Origin of the sequence: Pseudoalteromonas atlantica (assembly GCA_007988745.1) — a bacterium.
GTDB classification, from domain to species: Bacteria; Pseudomonadota; Gammaproteobacteria; order Enterobacterales; family Alteromonadaceae; genus Pseudoalteromonas; species Pseudoalteromonas atlantica.
On the sequence record BJUT01000089.1, the window covers coordinates 1 to 8,047 of the forward strand.

At 38.8% G+C, this 8,047-nt stretch carries 8 protein-coding genes; 1 reads left to right on the top strand and 7 read right to left on the bottom strand.

Going from position 1 to position 8,047, the window contains the following annotated elements; genetic code table 11:
* Positions 1–269: 269 nt before the first annotated feature.
* From PAT01_RS19490 to PAT01_RS19520, 7 genes are all read right to left on the bottom strand, one after another.
* Positions 270–785 (bottom strand): M23 family metallopeptidase, encoded by a 516-nt coding sequence (locus tag PAT01_RS19490; protein WP_154946029.1) that lies wholly within the window; start codon positions 783–785, stop codon positions 270–272.
* Between the two features lie 55 nt (positions 786–840).
* On the bottom strand, positions 841–1,110 hold the full coding sequence (locus PAT01_RS19495) for a YrhK family protein (RefSeq protein WP_004587206.1): 270 nt from the start codon (positions 1,108–1,110) through the stop codon (positions 841–843).
* A gap of 226 nt (positions 1,111–1,336) precedes the next feature.
* Entirely contained in the window at positions 1,337–2,680 is a 1,344-nt protein-coding gene (locus PAT01_RS19500) for an SPFH domain-containing protein (RefSeq protein WP_138577931.1), read from the bottom strand.
* Positions 2,673–3,011, bottom strand: coding sequence for a hypothetical protein (locus tag PAT01_RS19505; protein WP_039972209.1), 339 nt, complete (start codon positions 3,009–3,011; stop codon positions 2,673–2,675). The genes PAT01_RS19500 and PAT01_RS19505 overlap by 8 nt, the downstream gene beginning before the upstream one ends.
* 266 nt (positions 3,012–3,277) lie before the next feature.
* Positions 3,278–3,685, bottom strand: coding sequence for a hypothetical protein (locus tag PAT01_RS19510; protein ID WP_004587203.1), 408 nt, complete (start codon positions 3,683–3,685; stop codon positions 3,278–3,280).
* 270 nt (positions 3,686–3,955) lie between these two features.
* Positions 3,956–5,212 (bottom strand): cation:proton antiporter, encoded by a 1,257-nt coding sequence (locus PAT01_RS19515; RefSeq protein ID WP_154946030.1) that lies wholly within the window; start codon positions 5,210–5,212, stop codon positions 3,956–3,958.
* Between the two features lie 152 nt (positions 5,213–5,364).
* Positions 5,365–5,772: a hypothetical protein gene (locus PAT01_RS19520; RefSeq protein WP_154946031.1), complete on the bottom strand. Its 408-nt coding sequence runs from the start codon at positions 5,770–5,772 to the stop codon at positions 5,365–5,367.
* A 562-nt stretch (positions 5,773–6,334) separates the two neighbouring features.
* Between PAT01_RS19520 and sbcB the strand changes: the two genes are divergently transcribed.
* Entirely contained in the window at positions 6,335–7,780 is a 1,446-nt protein-coding gene (gene sbcB / locus PAT01_RS19525; protein ID WP_138577901.1) for an exodeoxyribonuclease I, read from the top strand.
* Positions 7,781–8,047: the final 267 nt, after the last annotated feature.

Sequence of the window (8,047 nt, forward strand, 5' to 3'; positions counted from 1 at the left end):
GAGCGATGGTTTTTAAAAGTGTACGTTTCATGATTATCTTCCTGTTTGGTTAGTCGTGCTTGTTGCCGACAACTTAACTTTAGATAAATCCTCTTGCCCCGACAAACGATAAAAACAAACCTAATAAGTGAGAAAATCTAACCTATAGACTTTAGTCTAACACCTGCTTTAAATAGCGTTTCTTTCACTCTCAAAAAATACAGCAAAAACAGGAGAGTTAACTACGTTGGCAGTTAATTTGTAACGGCCCACTTATAAGTAAAACTGAGTTAGTTAGCAGTCAACTTTTTATGTGGGTTTAAAAAAAACATTTTTTTCCACCCTTGGCTTTGTGTTGTAAAAAGCCACGGCATAGGCATAAGCGATAATATAGAATAATGCACATGGGGTTGCTTTCCTGCAGCATTACCGGTATCACCCAGTAAACCAATTTGGCTGTTTATGCTAACTACATCCCCTGCACTTACATTGTAGTCATTTAAATGTGCAAAATAATGCACTCGCCATTTTGCACCTAATACCGCAACCACTTTGCCACCTCGCTTTAGTTCACCTGAAAAAATAACAATACCGCTTGTTGCAGCAACCACAGGGGTGTTTTTAGCGCCAAAAATATCAATTCCTTTATGCACACCCGAGCGCCCCCACGGCTCATACCAAAACGTATTGTGGTTCCAATCCTTACTTGTAGCGCCTTGCACAGGAACTACTAGCTTCTCAGGAATGAGTAAACCCACTATTAATAAAATTATAACTGCGCCCAAAGTCCACTTTAGTAGTTTCAATGCATTACCTTTGCTGTGAATAGTCATTAAATTATTAATTACAATACCTGAACGCCTAGTGAGTATTGTTAGAACGAAACACTTTTTTAACGTGAACTAAACTCATTAATTTTAATACAGGTTTTATTATTAATTGCGCACTGCCAGCTATAAAAAGCCAGGTACCGCTTTCAACTAATGACTCATTTAAAAAGAAAAAGCTACCAATTAAAAACCACACCGCAATTAAAAAATCGTTAACTGCGCCTAATGCTTCATAACGGCGTTGGATAGTAATATGCTCTTGTCCTAAGTCTAAATTAAGCTGATTTTTGCTGGAGCCCATCAATACTACTCACTCTTTTTACTGTGTAATTAAAAAAACTGTTTTCACTAGCATCTAATACCAATTCGCTTAATTAAGTATTATTGCGAATTGGTATAGGCTTATTTGCATAATACAATAGCAAAAAACACACAATAAAAAACGCTGCCTGATATATCAGCCAGCGTTTTTATTGGTGTAGAGTCTTTATAACTAAAAACTCACTATTGCTTGTATATTTAATTGTTTATTTTTGGTCTTTTTCTAAACGTTTTTTAAGACTTAAAGCCGCATCTGCCGCTAATAATCGCATAAATTCAGAACCATTGCTTTGTTCGCCCTGCCCTGCACCTATTACAATTTCAGGCACTAAACGGCTTTTTCCTAAACTATTGAATAAAGCAGTTTGAATTTTCACCTCAGCTTTTAATGTTTCATCAAACACATATTTAGGATCAAGCGCTGCTGATTTAGCACGTAAGCGTGCCTCAGCTAACACATCCATGCCTAGTGCTTCTAAACGCTGTTGCTTTAATATCTCTTCTTGCTCTTTAGCCAACTCAGCTTTTACAGCTACACGTTGCTGCGCAGAAATAATAGCATTCGCTTTAATACGCTCGGCATCGATTTGCTCTTTAATTTTAAGCTTTTCAGACTCTGCCCGCTGCTTTGCTATTGCTTGTTCGCCTAAGGCAACTTCTGTACGCGCTTGTTGCTCTGCTTTTTTAAGATTTTGACGTGCCAAGGCTTCATCTGCAGCCGCTTGCTTTTGCGCTTCTAAGCGCGCGTTTACTTTACTTTCGTAGTCAATATCAATAATACTTGCATCTACAACAGTAATACCATACGCACCTAAAATCGGCGCATTACGCAGCGGTTTACCCTCTTTATCAGATTTAATATTTACCGTTACACGCTGCTGTTTACTTAAGCTGCCTAGTTCATCGCTTTTATCCCGCTCACCGCTGCTGATTATTTGCTCAGTAACAAAAATACCATTAGTAAGTTGATCAGAGAAGTCTTGGCTAAGTTGCCCGTTTCCACCAGAATAATGCTGCTCAACCGACATCATACGCGCCGACGCTTTAACGTTTTCTGTAGTAGCACGCATAAGTAAATTAGATATAAGCGTATCTTGCGAACCAAACTCTTCGTGTATTTTTAGTAATCCACGTAATTCACCTTTTTCAGTGGCTGGTACATTGCCTGGCAACCTAAAGCGCGATACACCACGTGCACCACCGGTTGTTGTATCCAAAAAGCGTATTGGAATAAGAGGTACAATTGCACTGGCAGTCGCGTTTTCGTCACCCGTAAAGTTAATCGATATAACCTTTTTATAAGCAGATGTAGTGCCAAATGCTTTTAAGTATGGGCCAGCTTGGTTAATAACCGTTAACTTTCCGGTAAACGCCGATTGATGAACTAAGCGCTCGTCAGCTTCGTTCCAAGAAATAACTTGTGAAGTAAGCGTTGCTATAACAGCCAACACAACCACTATTGATGTTACTAAAATGACATTTCGGCGGCCGAAACGACCTATAAATGATTGTGACTTTTCTTCTGGAACCGCTTTTTTATCGCTACCCATTTTCATTACTCTCCATGTTTAGTTTTTTCTTAACAAAGTAAATAATTTCTTGCTCGCTTAAATGCGCACAAAAACTACCTGAGCGATGCAACTCTATAAATGTTGCAAGGATCTCTTCTTTGCCTTTTATTTTTTTATGTTTATCTGCTTGGGCTTGGTTTTTATCCGTAAGTTGAGTAATAAGCTCATCTACAATGGTGTCTTTATCAAACAGCACATTGTATTCCTTAGTTTTTCTTACTCGGTTTTTGCGTATATTGCTATAAATAACATAAATAGCTAAACACAAAATAATAACCAATGTACTCAACCCAACAATATAGAAAATCATATAACCTGCTTATATTCAGTTGAATGATTACGTCAATAACAGGTGTTATAAATCAATAACAAATGTTAACTCATTAATTTTACAGAAACCTCGTATAAAAAACAGGTAAAAGTAATAATTCCAAAAATTAAGCTTTCTAAAACGGGCTTTCTCGCTTTTAAATTTACATGTGAGTTTTATAAAAAATTTTATTACACGCACAAAAAAGCCCCTACCTAATATAAATCGGTAGGGGCTTTTTTGTGACTCTCGCTAATTAAATTGCTTTATAAGGCAAGCTCTTCTTTAGCGCGAGTTAAGTTATGAGACACTAATGTGTTTTCAGAGATTTGTACTGCTTCGTATAAATCAGCTAATGCTGCTGTATCGTTATGCGCTTTTAAACGTGCAACGCCACGGTTGCTTAAAGCGTACGATGTAAGCTGGCGTACTTTAAATTTAGGGCCTTGTGCATCTTTTAATAGTGCAATGGCTTTAGTACAAATTTCTTCAGCTTGAGCGTAATTTTTAGATTTAACGTTAAGTGCACAGCTATTGAATGACTCCTCAAGTGGCAATGGAGCAGTAGCGGTTTTGATAACCATTAGTTTGTAGTCACTTGAATCAGCCATTACAGCTGCTGAGCAAGTTAGTAATGAGCCAAGAGCGATGGTTTTTAAAAGTGTACGTTTCATGGTTTGTCTTTCCTAATTAAGTTAGTCGCGCTTGTTGCCGACAACTGAACTTTAGAGTAATAGCTCAGCGACGACAAACGAGAAAAACAAACTCAATAAGTGAAGAAAATTAACCTATAGACTTTAGTCTAATATACGTACAAATTTAAATGTTTAACAGCGTGTAAACCAGCGTAATTACTGCTTGTTTTGAAAAAGGTTTTAAAACGAGTGTTATGCAGTAGTTACGCATACAAGCCAGCAAACTGTACAAAAATCAGTCTTTAAAATTTATTTTGTTTTTATGCTTTTCGCGACTTTTCCTACGCTCAAGCCTTGCACTAAAATTGAAAAAACCACCACTGCATAAGTTAAAGCCAATAATATATTACGCTGCGCTCCATCAGGTAGCTGCAATACTAGTGCCACCGAAATACCGCCACGTAATCCTCCCCAGGTTAACACTTTCCATGCACCGCTGGGCAGCTCGAGCTGTTTATTAAAAATAGTTGTTGTTAGGCCAACCACAATAAGACGTGCGCATAGCGCAATTAAAATGGTTAAAACGCCCGCCACCAGCAAATTAGCTGAGTACACAATCATTACCACTTCAAGGCCAATTAGCACAAATAAAATGGCATTTAAAATTTCATCAATTAGCTCCCAAAACAAATCAACATAGTGGCGTGTTTTATCACTCATGGCTAAATTACGGCCATGATTACCCACCATTAATCCCACCATAACCATCGCAAGTGGCCCCGATAAGTGCCAGTGACTCGCCAATGCATAACCGCCTATAACACCCGCTAGCGTAAGTAATACTTCTTCTTGGTAGCTATCTATTGCTTTTAATAAATAATTTAAAGCACTGCCTAATATTAAACCAAATATTATACCGCCCCCAGCTTCAACAGCGAGTGTATGAGCCACTGAGTATGTAGTTGGCATATCACCACTGGTTAAAATTCCTAATAAAAGCGCAAATACCACCACGCCTATACCGTCATTAAATAGCGACTCCCCCGCTATTACGGTTTCAATGCTTTTAGGCGCACCAGCAGAACGTAAAATACCCATCACCGCTATCGGATCGGTTGGCGAAATCAACGCACCAAATAATAAACACCATATAAACGGTAAATTAAATCCCAATAAAGGCACTACCACATATAACGCTGCAGCAATAATCACTGTTGAAATTAGCGTACCCACACACGCTAAAATACCTATGGGTAATTTATAACGTCTTAAGTCACTTACATTAACGTGCAGCGCCCCAGCAAAAAGCAGCATTGAGAGCATGCCGTCGAGCAATACATGAGTAAAATTGAGTTGATCAAGTAGGCTTACTTCGTAATCAATAAGTTCATCAAACCCTAAAAAGCCCAAAAATATGGCCGCAATAGACACTAAAAGCGAAATAACCATCACCCCAATGGTGGTTGGCAGGCCTATAAACCGATGATTTATATAAGCAAGTAATGCGGTTATAGATAAAAAAATCGCGCTAATTTCAAATATACTCAACGTACTGGTGACATCCATAATCTAGCTCTCTTAAATTTAAAGCCTAATAGGTAGTTTCCACTTTTATGATTTGCACTTTTTAACCGTGCAACGCAAAAAGCCCATGCTAAGAATAAACCTAACATGGGCTTTTTATACACTGGCTTAATTAAAGCATGTTTAGTGCTTTTTTATAGCGCAAGCTCTTCTTTAGCAAGTGTTAAATTATGCGATACCATTGTACTGTTAGACATTTGGTTAGCCTCGTACAAATCAGCAATGGCTGCGGTGTCTTTATTTGATTTTAAGCGCGCAACACCTCGGTTACTTAACGCGAATGACGTAAGTTGGCGTACTTTAAATTTAGGGCCGTCTGCATCTTTTAAAAGTGCAATTGCTTTTGTACAAATTGCTTCAGCCTCTGCATAGTTTTTTGACTTAACATTCAGTGCGCAACTATTAAATGACTGCTCAATTGGCTGCGGTGCAGTCGCTTGTTCGATAACCATTAATTTGTAGTCACTTGTATCAGCCATTACAGCAGCTGAGCAAGTTAATAAAGAGCCAAGAGCGATGGTTTTGATAAGTGAGCTTTTCATGATTATATTCCTGTTGAGTTAGTCGTGCTTGATGCCGACAATTCAACTTTAGAGAATTAACACAAAACCGACAAACGATTAAAACAAAACCAATAAGTGAAGAAAATTAACTTATAGACTTTAGTCTAATGGAGAATTACTAATTTACGGCAATAGGTATTTATACAATCAGTAACCGAACCCGCTCTTTACTTAGTCCGTTCAAGTGGCTTAACTTTTCCATAACAGCTTCAAACTTAAAGCCTATGTCTGCAACCAAACCAGCTGTTAAAGCACCAAGTGCTTAGCAAATTTGCGTTTGATTTACTTTGGACCGGTAATAACTATTTGCAAAAAGGTTAGCAAGCCATGGGCTATAACGGCGCGCCCCCTTACTTTTAATTCGTGATTGTGAATAGGAACAAAACTCAAACTTGACGTATTACTACAAAGTTCCATAACATCATTTATCACCCAAACCTATAAACTCCCTCGCCCATATGCCATAATCTAAATAATTCATTATTTTAGTAACTTGGCGTGCATTTAGGCGTTTTTAAGTTAACTTCTCAGGGTTTTTAGCATGGCATATCAAGAGCAAAATCAAGCAACAATCTATTGGCACGATTATGAGACCTGGGGGGCGAGCCCTCAAAAAGATAAGCCGAGCCAGTTTGCGGGAATTCGTACCGATCTTGATTTAAATATAATTGGCGAGCCGCTTATTGAATATTGTAAGCCGCAAGCGGATTACTTGCCTCACCCTGAGGCATGTTTAATTACCGGTATTACGCCACAAGTGGCGATGCAAAAAGGTTTGGTTGAGGCTGAGTTTATAGCCAAAATTCACGCTGAATTTAGTGCGCCAAACACCTGTGTTGCTGGTTATAACAGTATTCGCTTTGATGACGAAGTAAGCCGTTATAGCTTTTACCGTAACTTTTACGACCCGTACGAGCGCGAATATAAAAACAATAACAGCCGCTGGGATATTATTGATTTAGTACGTGCATGTTATGCGCTGCGCCCTGAGGGCATTGAATGGCCGTTAAAAGAAGACGGCAGCCCGAGCTTTAAGCTTGAACATTTAACGGTAGCTAATGGCATTGAACACGCCGCTGCGCACGATGCGCTAAGCGATGTAACTGCCACTATTGCACTGGCTAAACTTATAAAAGAAAAACAACCAAAGCTTTATAACTTCTTTTTTGGGCTGCGTAATAAAAAAGCGCTTGGTGAGTTAGTTGATGTATTTAACATGACGCCGCTGGTACATACCTCGTCACGCATTCCTGCAACGCAGGGCTGTACTACGTGGGTAGCGCCTATGAGCTTTCATCCGGTAAATAAAAACGCCGTTATATGTTTTGATTTAACCCAAAACCCGCAAGTATTGCTTGATTTAAACGTAGAAGAACTACGCAATCGTTTATACACCAAACGCGTTGATTTAGCCGAGGGTGATTTACCTGTTGGTTTAAAATTGGTGCATTTAAACAAGTGCCCTATTTTAGCGCCTGCTAAAACGTTATTGCCTGAAAACGCAGCCCGTTTAGGCATTGACCGCGAGCAATGCCTCGCTAATTTAGCTATTTTAAAAGCCAATACCGAGCTTCGCGATAAAGTAACTGAGGTGTTTAACGAAAAAGGCGATTACAGCGCGACCACTAACGTTGATTACTTACTTTACGATGGCTTTACAAGCCACGCCGACAAAGCTAAATTTGCGATTATTCGCGATGCTAAACCAGACGAGCTAGCGGGCTTAAATTTAGATTTTGAAGATAAAAAATTCAATACATTACTGTTTAGATACCGTGCACGAAACTGGCCAGAAACGCTAAACCAGCAAGAGCTTGACCAATGGCGTCAGTATTGCCAAAACAAGTTAATGCACGGAGAAGATCAACCCTCAATTAGCGCACAAGACTTTATGATCACCCTTGAAAACTTGGCCCATGAGCACGACGACAGCGAAAAAAACCTAACCATTTTAAAGGCTTTATATAACTACGCGCAAAGCATGTAATTTAGTTTAAGTTTGTGTAGAACACTTTTAAAACGCGACACTTTAGCAATAAAGTGTCGCGTTTTTTGTTTTATATAACTTTACTACTACAATCAAAGCCAAAATTTTTTCACAAAGAGAAGCGAATGAGAAGTAAATGAGAAAACATAAAGGCCAACAACAATCTTTTTAGAACTATCTCTTCCTCTAAAAGCGCAGCGCCTCTTACCCTCTTTGTGAATAAATCACTTTACGGGCTTTGCCCATCACGTAAGCAAGCTTCGCGTC

Bases quoted from the DNA above. Each gene is read 5' to 3' on its own strand.
- PAT01_RS19495 (WP_004587206.1), bottom strand. From the start codon at position 1,110: ATGGGCTCCAGCAAAAATCAGCTTAATTTAGACTTAGGACAAGAGCAT.
- PAT01_RS19500 (WP_138577931.1), bottom strand. From the start codon at position 2,680: ATGGGTAGCGATAAAAAAGCGGTTCCAGAAGAAAAGTCACAATCATTT.
- PAT01_RS19505 (WP_039972209.1), bottom strand. From the start codon at position 3,011: ATGATTTTCTATATTGTTGGGTTGAGTACATTGGTTATTATTTTGTGT.
- PAT01_RS19510 (WP_004587203.1), bottom strand. From the start codon at position 3,685: ATGAAACGTACACTTTTAAAAACCATCGCTCTTGGCTCATTACTAACT.
- PAT01_RS19515 (WP_154946030.1), bottom strand. From the start codon at position 5,212: ATGGATGTCACCAGTACGTTGAGTATATTTGAAATTAGCGCGATTTTT.
- PAT01_RS19520 (WP_154946031.1), bottom strand. From the start codon at position 5,772: ATGAAAAGCTCACTTATCAAAACCATCGCTCTTGGCTCTTTATTAACT.
- sbcB (WP_138577901.1), top strand. From the start codon at position 6,335: ATGGCATATCAAGAGCAAAATCAAGCAACAATCTATTGGCACGATTAT.